This window comes from Roseitalea sp. (genome assembly GCF_984466335.1).
In genome coordinates, this window is the sequence record NZ_CFIFWG010000060.1 from 1 (window position 1) to 15,700 (window position 15,700).

The 15,700-nt window shown below is 67.4% G+C and carries 16 protein-coding genes and 1 pseudogene; 6 read left to right on the top strand and 11 right to left on the bottom strand.

All coding sequences use genetic code 11. The features are described from left to right. The 3 genes and pseudogenes from AC5E6L_RS07420 to AC5E6L_RS07430 form a co-directional block, all read right to left on the bottom strand. Positions 1 to 222, bottom strand: a pseudogene (locus AC5E6L_RS07420) (hypothetical protein); the annotation flags it as partial. Between the two features lie 94 nt (positions 223 to 316). Further along, positions 317 to 565 (bottom strand): hypothetical protein, encoded by a 249-nt coding sequence (locus AC5E6L_RS07425; RefSeq protein ID WP_491229044.1) that lies wholly within the window; start codon positions 563 to 565, stop codon positions 317 to 319. Positions 566 to 655: 90 nt separating this feature from the next. After that, positions 656 to 1,003 (bottom strand): hypothetical protein, encoded by a 348-nt coding sequence (locus tag AC5E6L_RS07430; protein WP_491772323.1) that lies wholly within the window; start codon positions 1,001 to 1,003, stop codon positions 656 to 658. 237 nt (positions 1,004 to 1,240) lie between these two features. Between AC5E6L_RS07430 and AC5E6L_RS07435 the strand changes: the two genes are divergently transcribed. The 3 genes from AC5E6L_RS07435 (at position 1,241) to AC5E6L_RS07445 (ending at position 4,588) form a co-directional block, all read left to right on the top strand. Beyond that, a complete protein-coding gene (locus AC5E6L_RS07435; protein WP_491772325.1) occupies positions 1,241 to 2,023 on the top strand; it encodes an extensin-like domain-containing protein in 783 nt (260 codons plus the stop codon). Positions 2,024 to 2,184: 161 nt separating this feature from the next. Beyond that, positions 2,185 to 3,276: a Zn-dependent alcohol dehydrogenase gene (locus AC5E6L_RS07440; protein ID WP_491772327.1), complete on the top strand. Its 1,092-nt coding sequence runs from the start codon at positions 2,185 to 2,187 to the stop codon at positions 3,274 to 3,276. A gap of 97 nt (positions 3,277 to 3,373) precedes the next feature. After that, complete coding sequence (locus AC5E6L_RS07445; RefSeq protein WP_491772329.1) at positions 3,374 to 4,588, top strand: mandelate racemase/muconate lactonizing enzyme family protein; 1,215 nt, start codon at positions 3,374 to 3,376, stop codon at positions 4,586 to 4,588. Between the two features lie 78 nt (positions 4,589 to 4,666). Here the strand turns inward: AC5E6L_RS07445 and AC5E6L_RS07450 are convergent, their stop codons facing one another. After that, entirely contained in the window at positions 4,667 to 4,918 is a 252-nt protein-coding gene (locus AC5E6L_RS07450; protein WP_491229320.1) for a DUF1344 domain-containing protein, read from the bottom strand. Positions 4,919 to 5,237: 319 nt separating this feature from the next. Then, the gene (locus AC5E6L_RS07455) at positions 5,238 to 6,149 is read right to left on the bottom strand and encodes a DMT family transporter (RefSeq protein ID WP_491772331.1); all 912 of its coding nucleotides are present in this window, start codon (positions 6,147 to 6,149) and stop codon (positions 5,238 to 5,240) included. Between the two features lie 192 nt (positions 6,150 to 6,341). On the opposite strand from AC5E6L_RS07455, the gene AC5E6L_RS07460 reads away from it, so the two are divergent. Beyond that, a complete protein-coding gene (locus AC5E6L_RS07460) occupies positions 6,342 to 7,406 on the top strand; it encodes a DUF1176 domain-containing protein (protein ID WP_491772333.1) in 1,065 nt (354 codons plus the stop codon). 71 nt (positions 7,407 to 7,477) lie between these two features. On the opposite strand, the gene AC5E6L_RS07465 is transcribed toward AC5E6L_RS07460, so the two are convergent. The 4 genes from AC5E6L_RS07465 to AC5E6L_RS07480 all read right to left on the bottom strand — a co-directional run bounded on the left by AC5E6L_RS07465 (position 7,478) and on the right by AC5E6L_RS07480 (position 10,573). Continuing rightward, complete coding sequence (locus AC5E6L_RS07465; RefSeq protein ID WP_491229318.1) at positions 7,478 to 7,993, bottom strand: DUF1499 domain-containing protein; 516 nt, start codon at positions 7,991 to 7,993, stop codon at positions 7,478 to 7,480. A 20-nt stretch (positions 7,994 to 8,013) separates the two neighbouring features. Next, positions 8,014 to 9,162: a PQQ-dependent sugar dehydrogenase gene (locus tag AC5E6L_RS07470; protein ID WP_491772335.1), complete on the bottom strand. Its 1,149-nt coding sequence runs from the start codon at positions 9,160 to 9,162 to the stop codon at positions 8,014 to 8,016. A gap of 48 nt (positions 9,163 to 9,210) precedes the next feature. Continuing rightward, complete coding sequence (locus AC5E6L_RS07475) at positions 9,211 to 9,537, bottom strand: hypothetical protein (RefSeq protein WP_491772337.1); 327 nt, start codon at positions 9,535 to 9,537, stop codon at positions 9,211 to 9,213. Positions 9,538 to 9,721: 184 nt separating this feature from the next. Continuing rightward, on the bottom strand, positions 9,722 to 10,573 hold the full coding sequence (locus tag AC5E6L_RS07480) for an EAL domain-containing protein (RefSeq protein ID WP_491229315.1): 852 nt from the start codon (positions 10,571 to 10,573) through the stop codon (positions 9,722 to 9,724). A gap of 198 nt (positions 10,574 to 10,771) precedes the next feature. On the opposite strand from AC5E6L_RS07480, the gene AC5E6L_RS07485 reads away from it, so the two are divergent. Next, positions 10,772 to 11,974: a pyridoxal phosphate-dependent aminotransferase gene (locus AC5E6L_RS07485; protein ID WP_491229314.1), complete on the top strand. Its 1,203-nt coding sequence runs from the start codon at positions 10,772 to 10,774 to the stop codon at positions 11,972 to 11,974. 348 nt (positions 11,975 to 12,322) lie between these two features. On the opposite strand, the gene AC5E6L_RS07490 is transcribed toward AC5E6L_RS07485, so the two are convergent. After that, positions 12,323 to 12,874, bottom strand: coding sequence for a helix-turn-helix transcriptional regulator (locus AC5E6L_RS07490; RefSeq protein WP_491772340.1), 552 nt, complete (start codon positions 12,872 to 12,874; stop codon positions 12,323 to 12,325). Between the two features lie 175 nt (positions 12,875 to 13,049). Here AC5E6L_RS07490 and AC5E6L_RS07495 point away from each other — a divergent pair, with 175 nt between their 5' ends. Further along, positions 13,050 to 14,660 carry an alpha/beta fold hydrolase gene (locus tag AC5E6L_RS07495; RefSeq protein ID WP_491772342.1) on the top strand — a complete coding sequence of 537 codons (1,611 nt, stop codon included), beginning with the start codon at positions 13,050 to 13,052 and terminating at the stop codon, positions 14,658 to 14,660. On the opposite strand, the gene AC5E6L_RS07500 is transcribed toward AC5E6L_RS07495, so the two are convergent. Further along, positions 14,621 to 15,634: a surface lipoprotein assembly modifier gene (locus tag AC5E6L_RS07500; RefSeq protein WP_491772344.1), complete on the bottom strand. Its 1,014-nt coding sequence runs from the start codon at positions 15,632 to 15,634 to the stop codon at positions 14,621 to 14,623. The two genes, AC5E6L_RS07495 and AC5E6L_RS07500, sit on opposite strands and share 40 nt — an antisense overlap. Positions 15,635 to 15,700: the final 66 nt, after the last annotated feature.

Sequence of the window (15,700 nt, forward strand, 5' to 3'; positions counted from 1 at the left end):
ATCGAAATGCGCGATCAGATGCCGCGCCAGCGCGCCGCCGGTGCCGGGAAAATCGGCGCGGACGGCATCGTGCCTTCGCATCGTGCGCCGAACCCAGATTTGCGGCAGCAGGACGATGGCGGCGATGAACGCGAGGGCAAGAAGGCCGACCAGGGCCACGAACACGATCTCCGATTGCGCGTTGAACGGTCGCGGCAGGCGCCGCCCATGCAATATGGGCATGACCTGGCCGCGGGCAAAGGGGCAGCGGGCAAGGGAGCGGAGGGCAAAAGGGCGGAGGGCAAAGGGACTGTGAGCAAAGAGCCGGCGGCCCGCCTCAGTTCGTGTCCGCCTCGTCCGTCGCGCCCTGCGTGTCCGAAGAGGTGGGGTCGCTCGCCGCCGTTCCCAGGCGCTGTTCGAGATCCCTGCTCGATGAGGTCGCGATCACGTTGCCGGTCACAGGCGGCAGCGGCTCGGCCGGGCCGCGGTTCAGCGGGTTCAGGTCGCTTATCACGGCGCATCCGGCCAGAAGGCCGCAGCCGAGCAGCGCCAGCGGCGTTGCGATTCGATGGGGCTTGTCCTGCATGCACATATCTCCCGGCGGGAGACCTTAAGCGCGACGGCCGCGGCGATCAATCCATCGCCGCGGCCGTTTGAGAGACGCGTTGCGCGGGTCTCAGTCGTAGTAGATGTCGTTGTCGTCCAGATAGACGTTGCTGGCATCGCAAATATCGATGCCGATCGGCTCGTCGAGCACCTCGTCGCCATCGGTGCTCAGCCAGCCGACCTGCAGCACCTGCTCGCACGGGCCGGTGTCGGCGGCGAATTCGGCGATCGCCGATTCCCCCGGGCCGATTTCCTCGTCGAGCCAGTTGTCGCTCCAGCCCGAGCCGTCATTGGTATAGAAGCCGATGACGACGTTGCCGTCGCTGTCGTTGTGGACTTGGAAATAGCCCTCTGAGCCGGTGCCCTGCGCGAGGGCGCCTGTCGTGGCGCCGGCCAGAAGCGCGGTTGCCAGAATCAATCGCAATATCATTTCGTTTGCCTTTTCAATTCGCTGGAAATCCGCACCCCGCACCCAATCCTAACACGGAATCCTTGGCTCTTGCGTTCGATTTTTTCCTCAGGCGGTCTTGCGCGCCTGTCCGGCCGGGTTCCGGGGCGCGGTTAACCGGCCGTCAACCAAACCGTCGAACCACTCGTTCACCCTGGCCGCCTAGTCTTCCTCGTTGGGACAACCCTATGGACGAGGAGACGCGCCATGGGCAGGACGGGTGAAACCTCCGGGGTGGCGGCACATGGCCGCATGGTCGCGCGGCTTGCCGCCGTCGCGGTTGGCGGGCTGGCGCTCGCCTCGTGCAGCTTTCTCGATTGGGGATTCATGGACGGAGCGACCAAGGCGCCGCCGGCCCGCGTCGATTCGTCGACGACGCGCAGCGTGTTCTCGTTGCCGCGTCCGGGCTTTCCCGGTTTTGGCCACAACGACGGGGGTGCGATGCCGGCCGCCGAACGCCAGTGCCGCGCCGCGCTCAAGCGCCGTGGCGTCGCGTTCGTGGACATCGCGCCGATCCGCGACAGCGCGAACTGCCATATCGACCGTCCCGTCAGGGTCTCGACGCTGGCGCGCGGCGTTCAGCTCAAGCCGGCCGCCACGCTCAACTGCCAGGCCGCGCTGGCCGCCGCCGAGTGGCTGCAGCAGGATGCGGGTCCCGCCGCCCGCAAGCGCTATCTGACCGGCATCGCCTCGGTGGGCAACATGTCGTCCTATTCGTGCCGGCGCATCCGGGGTTCGGGACAATGGTCCGAGCATTCAAAGGGCAATGCGCTCGACATCGGCTCGTTCACGCTCAAGAACGGGCGGACGATCAAGGTGTCCCGCCAGAGCCTGTTTGCGATACGGGCGCGCGGCTTCCTGCACGCGGTGCGCACGGGCGCGTGCGACGAGTTCTCGACCGTGCTGGGGCCGGGCAGCGACGCCGATCATGCCGACCATTTCCATTTCGACCTGCGACAGCGCCGTTCCGGCTACCGGCACTGCGACTGATCGCGGGCGGCCTGTCGTCCGCATCGCTTTTCGCCCGAGTGGGCCGGTTTGTCGCCGGCCCGGCGCGATTGCCGCAATGCCGACGCGGCATGTCGCCTTGCCTGCATTGCGGCGCGCGACGGGACGCTTAGTTGCGGCGCGGAGCCAATCGGAGTTCGCCCATGCCGCAGACCATCCGCGCCGCCGTCTGCCGCGCCTTCGGCGAGCCGATGCCGATCGAGACCGTCACGCTGGCCGATCCCGGCCCCGGCGAGGCGCTGGTCGCGGTCAAGGCTTGCGCCATCTGCCACTCGGACATCACCTATGCCGACGGGGGCTGGGGCGGCGACATGCCGATGGTGCTCGGCCACGAGGCGGCCGGCGTGGTCGAGGCGGTGGGCGAAGGGGTTGGCCATGTGGCGCCCGGCGACCGGGTCGTCGTCACGCTGATTCGCGCCTGCGGCCGATGCCATTATTGCGGTTGCGGGCAGGACGTGCTGTGCGAGACCGAATTTGCGCTCGACGGCCGCTCGCCGCTGACCGATGCCGCCGGCGCCCCGCTCGGCCAGGGGCTGCGCACGGCGGCGTTCGCCGAAAAGATCGTGGTCGAGCAGAGCCAGCTCGTGGCGATCGATCCGGCGATCCCGTTTGCCTCGGCGAGCCTGCTCGCGTGCGGTGCGATTACCGGGATCGGCGCGGTAACCAACACGGCGCGGATGCCGCAAGGCAGCCATGCCGTGGTGATCGGCTGCGGCGGGGTGGGGCTGAACGCGGTGCAGGGCGCGCGGATCGCCGGCGCGGCCAGCGTCATCGCCATCGATATCGCCGCCGACAAGCTGGACGCGGCCAGGCGGCTCGGCGCCACCCATGCGCTCGATCCGTTCCGCGACAGGGCGGTGGACGCGGTGATGGCGGCGACGGGCGGGCGCGGCGCGGACTATGTGTTCGTGGCCTCGGGCGCGCCCGCAGCGCTCGAAAGCGCCACCGGCTATATCGGCAAGGCGGGCACGGTCGTCATCGTCGGCATGCCGCCCAGCGACGTCGACATCAGCTACAATCCGGCGAGCTTTGCCGGCTGGGGGCAGCGGATCGTCGGCTCGAAGATGGGCTCGGCGCGGGTCGCCGTCGACGTGCCGCATCTGGCATCGCTCTATCGCGACGGCGTGCTTGAACTGGATTCGCTCGTCACGAAGCGCTTCGCCCTCGACGAGATCAACGCCGCCGTCACGGCGACCAGGGCGGGGCATGGGCTGAGGAATGTGATCGTGTTCTAGGGCCTGTGGGGGTTCGTTTGTCGTCGGTCGATTTTGAGACGTGATCGACCTACGATCGACGACCCACCACCCACGACAGACGACCGACGGAGTTGCCATGCCCACCATCACAGACATCGAAACCTTCGTCGTCGGCACGCCCGAGGGGACGCCCGGCGGGCGCTATTTCATCTTCGTCAAGCTGATCGATTCGGACGGCATCGTGGGTTATGGCGAGGCCTATGGCGCGACCTTCGGGCCACGGACCATGGCCGCGATGATCGAGGATGCGGCCGCCCGGCATCTGGTCGGTCACGATCCGCACGACATAGAGGCGCTGTTCCGGCGCTGCTATTCGTCCGGCTTCACCCAGCGGCCGGACGTTTCGATGATGGGCTGTTTCTCGGCGCTGGAGATGGCCTGCTGGGACATCATCGGCAAGCATGCCGGCCAGCCGGTGCACAGGCTGATCGGCGGGGCGGTGCAGACCCGGCTGCGCTCCTACACCTATCTTTATCCTGCGACCGGCCCGATCTATCCGGCTGAAACGGCGGGCCGGACCGTCTACAACGATCCGCAGATGGCCGCCGAGGCCGCGCGCGCCTGGGTCGATCGCGGTTTCACCGCGATCAAGCTCGATCCCGCCGGACCCTATACGATCCACGATCCGCACCAGCCGCTGCTGACCGATATCGAGCGGTCGGCGGCGATGGTGGCCGCGGTGCGCGAGGCGGTGGGCACCCGCGCGGACATATTGTTCGGCACGCACGGCCAATTCACCCCGTCGGGGGCGGCGCGCATGGCCCGCGCGCTCGAACCCCATGATCCGCTCTGGTTCGAGGAACCGGTGCCGCCGGACATGCCCGAGGCGATGGCGGCGCTCGCGGCCAAGACCTCCATTCCCGTCGCGGCCGGCGAACGGCTGACCACCAAGTACGAGTTCGCGCGGCTTCTGGCGCTGGGCGCGGCGCAGATCGTCCAGCCCGATCTCGGCCGCGCGGGCGGCATCCTGGAAGCCAAGAAGATCGCCGCCATCGCCGAAACGCACCATGCGCTGGTCGCCCCGCATTGCTATTGCGGGCCGATCGCGGCTGCGGCGAACATCCAGCTGGCCGCGACGCTGCCCAATTTCCTGATCCTCGAAGCCGTCAAGGACTGGACGGGCTTTCATGCCGACCTGCTTGAGACGCCGCTGGTGCTGGACGATGGCGACACGCTGGTGCCGACCTCGCCTGGGCTGGGCGTGGCGCTGAACGAGGATGTCGCCCGCGTTCACCCCTATGCCGGGCCGGATCTGCATCTGGTGATGGAAGACGATCCGGTCCGTCCGTGATCCCCTGCGCCGGGCGGAAGCGGCGGCTCCTGCGATGAATGGCGCATCGCCGGAGCCGCCTCGGGCCCGTCCGGCCGATCACTCGACCCTGGTGACTTCGGTCAGCGTCGTTGTGCCGTCGGTGTAGACCACGCGGATCGTGTCGCCGGTCGCAAGGCCCTCCAGATCGACCTCGACGCCGGCTATCCAGGTGGAGCCGTCCTCCAGCACGATCATGCGCGTATCGGCATCGATCATGGTGATCACGCCTTTTGCTTCGCCGGCAATGGCGAAAAGGGTGGAGCCGAAAAGCGCGGCCACGGCCAGGGCGGCTGTCTGTTTGCGTGTCATGATCTGATCCTTTCTGTCTGTCGCGTTGCGCCGGCGCCGGCCCGCCTTCGGGCGAGGCCGGATGGCCGACGCGGCGGAAACTGGCGGCGCGCATTGTGCGTGGCAAGTCACGTTAGATTGCCAAAAGTCAGTGAAATCAGTGCCTTATTGCCGCCATGATTGATGTGGCGAGGGCAGGTTTCCTGCCGCGCGTTCCCTGAAACCGTTCCGCTTCAAGGCCTCTGCCGCGCCACGATCTGCTCGCATTCGCGCGTGCGGGGCCATGCCAGACCGCCGGGGCCGATCACGGAGCCGGGCCGGGCGGCGAATTTGATGGCGGTTACCGTTCGTGAGCGGATGCAACCGGGGCGCGGCGCAGCATCGGCACCAGTTCAACGGCCAGGATCGCAACGAAGATAAGCGCGCAGCCCAAAAGGCCGACGGCCGGGATGCGCTCGGCCAGGAGCAGCGCGCCGAACAGGGCCGCGAACGGTGCTTCGGTGGACATGAAGATCGCCGCCTGCGGCGCGCTCGTGTGGCGCTGGGCCACGGCCTGGATCGTGAAGGCGATGCCGCCCGATACGATGCCGGCAAAGGCGATTTCGGGCGCGGCGGCGGCCGCCATCCCGAGCGAGACGGGCTCGAAGACCGGCGCCAGCGCGATGCCGATCAGACCGCAGACCAGAAACTGGGTGAAGGCGAGCGTGAACGGGCGGGGTGCGCCGCGCACGAACCGGCCGAGCGCGATCACGTGGAAGGCCCACAGGACGGCGCATGCGAGCGTCCAAAGATCGCCCTCGGTGAGCTGGTCCAGCCGGCCGCCGGCCAGCAGCAGGATGCCGGCCAGCGTCATCGCGGCCGCCGGCCAGACGACCGGATGCGGAAACTCGCGCAGCAGCACCACGGCGATGATCGGCACCAGCACCACATAGGTGCCGGTCAGAAAACCCGAATTGGTCACGGTCGTCGTCAGAAGGCCGATTTGCTGGGCGGCGAGCGATGCGAACAGGATCGCGCCCAAAAGCGAGAAGTTGCGCCACTGTGCCGGCGAAAGCGCCGGCCGGCCGGCGCCATGGGCGCGGCGCGCCTCCCAAAGGGCCAGCGGCGCGACGGCCGCGGCCGCCGTCAGAAAGCGCAGCCCGGTGAAGAAGACGGGTCCGATCGCCTCCATCGCCGTCGACTGGGCGACAAAGCCAATGCCCCAGATGGCGCCGGTGATCAGAAGGAGACCGTTGGCGGTCGCGCGGTTCATCGTCCAGCCGTGCCATGCGACCCGCGGTGCGGCAAGCGGCAACTTGTCATGGTGACAGGCTTGTCGGCGGGGCCGCGCGGGCTCACAAATCGGTGCGCGGTGGCCGAGCCCTTATCAACGTTTCCGGTGATCCTATGTTATGGGGGCATTTTGACTAGCAGGAGTACGCCCTTGCCACGCATGAGCCATTCGATGTCGACCGTGCGGACGGCCGCGCTGGGCCTGGCCGTCATCTCGGCGGCCACGGCCGTTTTGCCCGGCCCGGCCGACGCGCGCGAGTTCAGGCGCATCCGGGACGTCAACGTGTCGTGCACGAACGCGCTGCGCTGCGACCTGTTCATCACCAATCCCCGGGTGACGCTGTTCACCGTCGGCTTTCGCCGCGCCGCCGCCCTCGATGCGCCCGTGGCGCTCTATCTGGCGATCCGCGAGCCGCTCGTGGCCGGATCGCAGGTGCGTTTCGTTGTGGACGGAATCGAGGTTCTGACCGTGCCGGCGGATGCCTTCTCCTATCGCGCGGCGCTCTCCGAATATTCCCATGACGCGCAGGACGCGGTGCGTGCGATGTTCGCGGCCGCCAGGGCCGGCGAACTGTTGCAGGTGACCTACCGCACGCGCACCGGCCAGGCGACGGCGCCGTTCTCTTTGTCGGGCGTGGTCGCCGGCGCGATCTTCATGGACGAGGTGCAGGGACGTCTCGGGCGCGACGACGCGCTCGCCGCGTTCGGCGCCATGCCGGTGGGGCCGGTCGCGCCCGTCTTCGGCGACGACGTGCGCGCGCTCGATGCCGTGCCGGCGGGCCTGATGCGCGCGTTCGAGGGCGAGGGCGCCCCGTGCGCCGGCGAGGGGCGCGTGGGCGATGTCGTCGACGGGTTCGAGGTCTCGCTCGCCGACAATGTGTCGCTGATCGGCCTGCAATGCGGTGTCGGCGGGGCCTATAATTTTCCCTACGCCTTCTGGCTGAGCCATCGCGAAGGCCATGAGCGCATCGCGCTGCCGATGATGGCCGCCGACGGCCCGTCGGCCGAGATGGTCGCGTGGAACGCCTGGTGGGACGCCGAGGCGGGCGAACTGAACGCCTTCTTCAAGGGACGGGGCCTGGGCGATTGCGGCACGGTGGCCCGCTGGACGCTGGCCGGCGCCGAGCCTCGTTTCGTGCTCCGGGAGATGCGCGTCAAGGATGCGTGCGATGGCGTGTTCGACGAGACGATGGAGAGCTGGCCACGCCTGTGGCCGCTGACGGACGACAAGTCGTGAGCGCGTCACGCCCGAACAGACCCACTTCCACAGGCTGACCGAGCACCGGCCGGAACGCGCATGCCGTCCATTCAGCCGTCCGTCTCGATCGCGCCCGTCCAGCGTTCCAGCCGGGCCTTGTTGTTGCCCATGTCGGATCGGCCAAGCTGCGCGCGGGCATAGGCGACAAGCCCCGATCGCCCATCGCCGAGATCGACCGCCAGGAACTGGCTGGTGTCGGCAAAGCGCATCGTGTCGGTCCATGTCACATAGCGAAGGGCCATCGCATCGGTGCCGTCATCGACGCGCTGCTTGCGGTCGGGTTGCGCCTCGATCGCGGCGCGCAGCGCGGCGATCAGGGCCTCGGGCGCCATGTCGTAGACCGGCAGGGCGCCGTCGACCGCCACACCCTCGCACAGATCCGGCGAGCACAGCAGCGCATCGTTGGGCCGGTCGGACCGCACGGGCGCGGCGAGTTCGAACGGACCCTGGTCGGGATTGCCGGCGATCAGTTGCCAGGTGTTCTCGCGGCCGTAGATGAGGAAGCCGACCGTTGCCACCGTGGCGAGCAGAACAAGCAGGATCAGGCTTTTGATGAGCCAGTTCATAACCATAGGCCTTTTTCACATCAGGATGCCGGATCGCGCTCGATGCGCACGATCCGGCCGGGATTGTCGTCGATCAGCAGGTAGAGCGCGCCGTCCGGCGCGATCTCGATGTCGCGGACGCGGCCGAGCCTGCCCGCGAAAAGCTGCTCCTCGCCGGTGATGGCGCCGCCGTCGCGCTCCAGCCGCGACAGCAACTGCGCGCGCAGCGCGCCGACGAGCAGATCCCCTCGCCATTCTGGGAACATGGGGCCGTCATAGACCGCAAGGCCGGACGGTGCGATGGAGGGGTCCCAGTAATGGGCCGGCTGCTCGAAGCCGGGCGCTTCGGTCCCCCGGCCGATGGGCAGGCCGGAATAATGCCGTCCGTAGGAGATTTCCGGCCATCCATAGTTGAGGCCGGCCTCGGGCCGGTTGATCTCGTCGCCGCCGCGCGCGCCGTGCTCGACGGTCCACAAAAGGCCGGTCGCGGGGTCGATGTCGGCGCCCTGGATGTTGCGGTGGCCCTTCGACCACAGTTCGGGCGCCGCGCCGGCCTCGCCGACAAACGGGTTGTCGGCCGGCACGCCGCCGTCCCTGTCGATACGGATCACGGCGCCGGCATGGTCGTCCATGACCTGCGCGCGCGGCCGCTCGCCGCGGTCGCCGGTGGTGACATAGACGGTGCCGTCCGGCCAGAAGCCGGTGCGCGCGCCGAAATGGCGGTCACCGCGCGACTTGACGTTCATCGAGAAGATGGTCTCGACCGCATCGAGCGCCGGGCCGGCGCTTTCCGGGCCGGTCAGCACGCCCCTGGCCAGGGCTGTGCCGCTGCCGCCCGGTCCGGGCTCGGAAAAGGTGAAATAGACCTCGCGCGTCGTGGCGAAATCGGGCGCGAGCGCGACGTCCATAAGGCCGCCCTGGCCGCCGACTGCAATCCGCGGAAGGCCGGCGGCCGGCCCGGAAAGCGCCCCGTCGCGGACGATGCGCATGGTGCCCGCCCGCTCGGTGACCAGCAGCGCGCCGTCGGGCAGGACCTCGACGCCCCATGGATGGGCGAGGCCGTCGGCGACCGTGGTCGCGCGCAGCGCGATGCCGTCCTGCGTGGTGACCTGGACACTCTGCGCCCAGGCCGGCCCGGCGGACGCAAGGGTGAGCGCGGCCAGGGCGGCGATCGGTCCGGTGCGTGGCATGGCATCTCCGGCGGTTGGTTGTGTCTTCGATGCCGGTTCCGGCGCGCCTCAGCGGCGCGTCCTGTGGTTGGCGTTCCAGTCGCGCTCAAGGCCGCGCACCATGGCCAGTGCCCCGGAGCCCATGCCGACCAGGCCGGCGCTCATCAGGACCAGAAGCGTTTCGCGCGTCACGGCGGGCGCCGGGTGGAGGGCGGGAGCGGCCAGCATCCGTGCCAGCGCGTCGGTGTCGAGCATGGTCGTGGCCGTCGCCGCATTCGTGGCGAAAGCCAGGGCGACCAGGGCGATCACGGTGGCAAAGACGAGGCCGGCGGCGAGCATCGCCGTGTCTGCAAGGTTGAGGCCGCGCCGGTCGGCGCGATGCATGGCATGGTTCATGAACAGGTTCGGTGCTCCCGGCCGCGATGCAGGCGTTTTTCACACGATCACGGATAGTTACGCTTTGCGGCGGAGAATGGATCGGATTGGGCCGGGCGCGGGGCGATTTTGCGTTCAAAGTGTGACCCCGGCCCGCTGCCCTCAAGGCGCACATGCCGGCCGGTGGTTCGGGGCGAGCGGTTTGTCAGCGCAGCGCCTTGACCAGTTCGCTTTCGGGCGCTTTGCGATGGGCGGCCATCAGAGGCGCGAAGTGGCCGGGGGCGGCCTGCGGCGGCGACAGCGCGTAACCTTGCAGGAAGTGGGCGCCGGTCCGGCGGGCAAGCTCCACCTGCCGCAGGGTCTCCAGCCCTTCCAGCACGCAGCGGATGCCGTCCTTGAGAAAGGTCTCGACCAGGCGCGCGATTTCGCCGAAGCCTTCCTCGGACGCCAGCATCCGGCGGACCAGCGCGCCGTCGATCTTGACGATGTCCGGGGTCAGCCGGGCAATGCGCGCCGGATCGGAGAAGGCCGCGCCGAAATCGTCGACCGCGATCAGAAAGCCGCGGGCGCGCAGGGCGTAGACGAAATGCTTCATGTCGGCTTCGGACCGTTCGCGATGTTCGGTGAATTCGCACACAAGGTCGCGCGGGCTTATGCCGGCCTGGCGCAGATCCTCGCCAAGGGCGCGCAGATCGGCCTCGAACGTGCCGGCGGTGCCAAGGCCCGCGGGATGAAAATTCAGGAACAGGCGCCTGGCCTCGCAGGGCAGGTGCCGCGCATTGTGCACATGGACGTGCCGGACGAGCGCCTCGACGCCGTGCAGGTCGGCCGGCGGGACATGGCCGAAATAGCTGTCGGGCAGAAGCGGCGCCCCGCCACGCAACGGCCGTGCCAGCGCTTCGAACGCGACCGGAAGGAGCCTGCCCTCGAAATGGCGGAACAGCGGCTGAAAGGCGGTGTTGACGACCACCGTGCCGTCGACCGCCGAGAGCGTGCCGTCCTGGTTGCGGGCGATCGTGCGGGGATGGTCGACAGGGCGCTGACGGTCGTCGGACATGGTGCGCAATGGCCGGTTCTTCGGGGTTTGCAGGGTAACCATTGTTAACGTTCGTGGTTAACGCTTTCTTTCGCCATCGGCCATCATGGTTAACGTCCCGTTGCGATTGGCCGCATCGACCGCTTGCCTCCGGTGGCCGGTTGGCGCAATAACGTGGCCGCCCGGCGCTGCCCGCGCCCCTGCCCAAGGAGTGATGAGATGGCCTTTCTTTCCGATGCGCTCGCGCGCGTGAAGCCTTCGGCGACGATCGCGGTCACGGCCAAGGCGCGCGAACTGAAGGCGGCCGGACGCGACGTGATCGGCCTTGGCGCCGGGGAGCCGGACTTCGACACGCCGGGCAACATCAAGAAGGCGGCGATCGCGGCGATCGAGCGTGGCGAGACCAAATACACCGCCGTGCCGGGCATCATCGAACTGCGCGAGGCGATCGCGGCCAAGTACAAGCGCGAGAACGGGCTCGATTACGCGCCCGGGCAGGTCATCGTCGGCACGGGCGGAAAGCAGATTCTCTACAACGCCTTCGCCGCAACGCTTAATCCGGGCGACGAGGTGCTGATCCCGGCGCCCTACTGGGTCAGCTATCCGGACATGGTGCTGCTGAACGGCGGCGAGCCGGCCGTCGTCGAGACCACGCTCGACAACGGCTTCAAGCTGACGGCCGAAGCGCTGGAAGCGGCGATCACGCCAAGGACGAAATGGCTCGTCTTCAACTCGCCCTCCAACCCGTCGGGCGCGGCCTATGCCGAAAGCGAGCTGAAGGCGCTGACCGAGGTCCTGATGCGCCATCCCCATGTCTGGGTGCTGACCGACGACATGTACGAGCATCTTTGCTACGGCGATTTCACCTTCACGACACCGGCCCAGGTGGAGCCCGCGCTCCATGAGCGCACGCTGACGATGAACGGCGTGTCGAAAGCCTATGCGATGACCGGCTGGCGGATCGGTTATGCGGGCGGGCCCGCCGATCTCATCAAGGCGATGACCAAGGTCCAGGGCCAGCAGACGTCCGGAACCTGCTCGATCGCCCAATGGGCTGCGGTCGAGGCGCTGAACGGGCCGCAGGACTTCATCTCCGAGCGGCGCAAGGTGTTCGAGGAACGGCGCGATCTGGTCGTCTCCATGCTCAACCAGGCGAGCGGCATCGAATGCCCCACGCCGGAAGGCGCGTTCTATGTCTACCCGTCCTGCGCCGGGCTGATGGGCAGGACCGCACCGAGCGGAAACGCGATGCGGACGGACGAGGACTTCGTCACCGAACTGCTGGACAGCCAGGGCGTGGCGGTCGTGCAAGGCTCGGCCTTCGGGCTGGGGCCGAACTTCCGCATCTCCTATGCGACATCGACCGAGGCGCTGACCGAGGCCTGCGCGCGCATTCAGCGCTTCTGCGCGCAGTGCCGCTGAGCGTCTCTGGGTCACATCGCCGCCATATCGCTTTGAAGCCGGACGATGAGGGCCGCGCCACGCACCGCCCTCATCGTCCGCCTTTATCGGCGCGGCCGGAGCCAGGATCAGCGCCCCATCGCTCTTGGTGATCCGCGGCGCCGCGCACGGTCGCCATAGCGGCCGACATTGACAAGGGTCAGGTTTCAGAAGGTTACAGGCGGTTACAGCGCCTTGTTACATGACAACTCCCCTGTTTACACCGTTCGGTAGGCGGACGCTGTTGCCGCAATGCACCGGAAGCATGCGCGAGCGTCGGTTCACAATGTCTTGCCGGAGGGGTTTTCCGGCTTTTCTGTGAGGCACAGGCTAAGATGCGAAGCGGGTCAGGGCCTTCGCCACGGCCTGCGACGTCGTTTTGGCGCCCATCTTGCTGCGCAGGTTCGCGCAATGAAGGTCGATCGTTGCGATCGAGACGCCCAGAGCATGGGCCATTCGATCTCGCCTGAGGCCCTTGGCGGCGAGAAACAGGATATCCCGTTCTCTCGGTGTCAGGACCGATGCCTTGTCGTCAATGTCGAGCCCGCTCGCGAAGAGCACCAGGGTCGCGCCGAGTCCTGGCCGCCGCAAGACATGGACCGTCAGTTGCGTCCTGGCGGCGTCGGAGTAGATCTCGACGTGTGCGCGTGCTTGCTCGGCGTTGGCACAGCACCGTTCCAGCAAATCGGCAAACGTCTCCACGGCAGGCATTGTGAGCCGGTTTTGCGCATCGACGCCGATCACGTCATGACACGCCGCCAGCATCTGTACGGCATCCCCATTCAGCGAGACGACCCGGCCCTGCATATTCACATTCACAACAGCCGTCTGATGTGAAGCCAATGTCGCCAGGTCCCGTTGGCATTTGGAGATATGAAGCATGTGTCGGGCGCTCCGTGTCGCCGTCAAATCTTCCATATGCGGCGCGTTCTGCTCGCCCCCCTTCAGGGGGGCGCGCGCCGAGAAAGTTTCGTCCGCCAGATCGTGTGGACTTGAACTCAGGGCGCTCGAAGGGACACAATGGGCCGGGGGCCGGGGAAAGGCTGGGACGCTGGCGATGGACATGGCTGGAAAACAACGGTCCGCGCTGACGGAAACCCTCCAGTCAGGCCTTCCGACATGGACGGATCGAGCCGACACGGCGCTCGCCCTGCCGGAGGTTTTGCGTGCCTGCGACCGTTTCTTCTATCATGCCTTCGGGGAGTGCCTGTTGCCCGTCATGATCTATGACGATCAGGGCCGGCGGCTGGTGCATCCGCTGGAGGTGGGCGAAGCCCGGCGCTTCCCCGAGCGGATCGAGGCACTTGCCGACCGGACCAGCGGCCCTGGTTTCGTCATGTGCGACAGGGGGCCGGTCTATGTCTACAACCGGTTCGACCGCTGGCCGCTCGCACCCGCCAATGTCGCCTCTGTCGCGGTCCTGATCGAGCGCGACTGGTTCATCGATTGCACGGGGCTTGAGCTGACCCGGAGCGAGTTCACCCTGGTCGGCCTTCTCCTCAGTGGCCACGATCTGCGCTCTGCGGCCGCCCATGTCGGCGCAAGCTACGACACCAAACGCAAACAGGTGCGCCTGATCCTTGAAAAGGCGGGTGTCAGCGGGCAGGCGGCTCTTCTGAGGGAGCTGTCCCTGGCGCTCTCCTCCACCATCCTCAACGATCTGATTCGGCCCGACCTCAGAAGTCCCGAGGTCGACCTGGTACAACAGGTCTATGGGCGGGACGTCGTGATACACACCATCTCGGTCGGAACGTCCCGCGACGTGCCGGTCTGGGAGTTCGGGGCGCGGCAGGGGCAACCGATCCTCTATTTTCACTCGATGCTCGCTCCGATCATGTTTACGCCCGACATGGCCAAGACGCTCAGCGCCCATAATCTGCGGCTGCTGATGATCCCGCGCCACTTTTTCGAGCCCAAGTCCGGTTTCGAGCTCAAGTCCGGTTTGAAGCCCAAGCCCGGCGCGGCAAGCCCGCAGACACAGATATTGCAGGCGACCTCGGAGATCGTGGACTATTTCTGCGGCGAGCCGGTGATCTGCATGGGGGAGAGCGCAGGCTGCGCCTGGGCCGCTCAATTCGCACGGCACTATCCCGACCAGGTCAGCGAAGTCATTTTCGTCGCCACGCCGCAGGCCATCCGCCTTCAGGACGCCGCGCGTACGCTGTCACGGTCGGCGTCCCTGCTGACTGAAGTGTCGACCCGGATCCGCCGGGACGACCGCGTCGTCGCCGGGTTGACGCGGGTGTACAACACGATTGCCAGGGTGCCGGCGCTGGCCCGCAAATCCCTCGCTTTCATGCTGCGGAAGGCGCCGTCCGATCTGGCCAGCATCGATGTCGCGTTTGCGTCCCTTGCGCTTGGGGACTGGTTGCGCCTCATCGCGAACAAAGCCGCCCGCGCGTCGGTCGACGAGGTCGCGCATCTGCACTCCGACTGGGTCAGCGACCTTCACCGGCTGACCCGGCCCATGCGGTTTTTCCACGGATCGGAAGACACATTGTGCCCGCTTGAGGATGCAAGGGCCATGGCGGCTGGATTGCCCGATGCACGCTTCACAGCCTTCAAGGGTGCGGGCCACCTCGTCCTGGGGCAAAGGCTGGACGAGATACTGGCCTCCTTGTTCGTGACTCAGAATCCAAGTGAGAACGTGACGGAACAATCCGTGTAGGACGTCTCGTAAAGGGCGATGCTGGAGCGATGATCGGTGTAGCCGCACGATAGCGCGGGCACCGCCCCGGCGATCCGGATGCGCGTATCCGAAGCGGCCAGGCCGATCCGGTAAATGTCGTCGGCGCGGGCAAAATCCACGGTGGCGAAATCGGCGTCGAACCGGCGCAGCGTGGCGCTGAGCGTTCCCCCCAACCGGATCGTGCCGGTCACCTTGCGGGTATATCCCAGTCGCGCGCTTGCGCCCCAGTTCCTTTGATAGGCCAGTTCCGGCAGGTGGCGCTCAAGCCCGACACCCCAATGGAGCCGTCCGCGCGCGCCCAACGGCGTCGCCCACAAGACCGCCACCTGGGCAAAGGGGCCATCGCGGGCATCCTGTTCGACATAGTCGCGGTACTCGAACCGGCCGCTGATCGTCCGGCTTATGCCATCGTGGTCGCGCGACCATTGGGCATTCACACCCAATCGCCACGCATCCGGGCTGTCGGCCGGGCTGCCGGTGTCCGCGTCATAAACAGATCGGCTGACAAACGCGCCATAGCGGAGGGTCTGTCGCGGTTGGCGATGGATCATCTCGGCACGCGCATGGCCTGTCCAATAACGCAAGGTGTCCTCTTCATAGAGCGTCCGGCCGACTTTTCCGGTCACCTGGAATGTGCGTGATCCGTCCAGCGGCAGGCGGTATGCGGCACCCAGCGAGACGTTCAGGCCAACGCCCGAGCGTGCGTCGCCTCCGTCATCGATCGTGAAATCTCCGGCGCGGGTCGAGAAGGTCGTCGCCGTCGCCGCCCGGTTGACATTGGTGCTGGGCAAAAGGCCCAGACCGCCCTGAAGCCGAAAGGGCCGATCGCGGTGTGACCGGGCGAGCAGAGCCGCGTAGGGCGCAGCGGCCCGGCCGGACGGCGCTGTCCTGATCATCTGCGCCAGCAACGCTTCGGCCCCGCGGCGCTGTCCGTCTGCGATCAGTGCGCTCACGGCGACGAGGCGGCGGTGGGTTTGATCCGCCGCCGCGTCCTGCGCCTGTGCGGCTCACCCGGGAGA